A 1156-nucleotide genomic window follows, 5' to 3' on the forward strand; every position below is an offset into this window, starting at 1 on the left:
TGCCGTTGGCGACGGCCGCCGGCTCGGGGACGGCCGGGCGCTCGCTGCCGCCGCCGACGCCGGCCGCGTCACCCAGCAGGGCGTGCGGCAGGATCAGGACGGCCTGGATCCCGCCGTAGATGTTGCTCTGCAGCTGGACGACGATGCCGTGTCGGCGGGCCAGCTGGGAGACCACGAACAGGCCGATGCGGCCGTCCTGGAGGAGTTCACCGACCTGGATCTGCTCGGGGTCGGCCAGCAGGGCGTTCATGCGGTTCTGCTCGTCCGGCGCCATGCCCAGACCGCGGTCCTCGACCTCCACGGCGAGCCCGGCCGTCACGTGCTGGGCCTTCATCAGGACCTGGGTCTGCGGGGCGGAGAAGATGGTGGCGTTCTCGACGAGTTCGGCGAGCAGGTGGATGACGTCGGCGACCGCGTGCCCGCGCAGCGTGCCCTCGATCGGCGGCACCAGCTTGACCCTCGGGTACTGCTCGACCTCCGCGATGGAGGAGCGCAGCACCTCGGTCATCGTCACCGGGCGGGTCCACTGGCGCCGGGAGACGGCACCGCCGAGCACGGCGAGGTTCTCGGCGTGCCTGCGCATGCGGGTGGCGAGGTGGTCGACGTGGAAGAGGCCCTTGAGCAGGTCCGGGTCCTCGACCTCGTTCTCCAGCTCGTCCAGCAGCTCGATCTCGCGGTGCACCAGGGACTGGAGGCGGCGGGCGAGGTTCACGAAGACCTCGACCTTCTCCTCGCTGCCGCTGGCCGTGCTGCGGACCAGGGCCGCGGCCTCGACCACGGCCGCCTCCGCGGTGCGCTGGGCGGCGGTGACGTCGTGGGCGAGCAGCCCGAGCGCGTCGTCCCCCGGTTCCGGCATCGGCCCGTGGGCCGGTCGGCGGGGCCGTTCGCCCTGCTCCAGGCGCCGCAGCAGGGTGTGGATCTCCGACTGGGTGCGGGCGGCGTTGCGGCGCAGGGCCCCGTAGCGCTCGACGGTGGTGCGGGCTTCGGCGGAGGCGACGAGTGCGGCGCCCACCACCACGGCGCAGCACAGGAGCAGGGCCCCGGCCAGTACGCCCCAGACGGTGGCGGAGTCGGCGGTGACGCCGGTTCCGTCCGGGCCGCCGCTCACCCGCAGCACGTAGCCGACGACGGCTGCCGAGGCGACGGCGACCAGTCC

Annotated in this window: 1 protein-coding gene; it reads right to left on the minus strand. The window is 73.7% G+C overall.

Annotated features, from left to right (window positions below):
* Nucleotides 1-1153, minus strand: a 1153-nt coding sequence (locus ACYVE9_RS27700) for a sensor histidine kinase (RefSeq protein ID WP_461030636.1), incomplete at its 3' end; no start/stop codon positions are given.
* Between the last annotated feature and the right edge of the window lie 3 nt (nt 1154-1156).

The sequence above is a fragment of the Streptomyces sparsus genome (assembly GCF_054776295.1).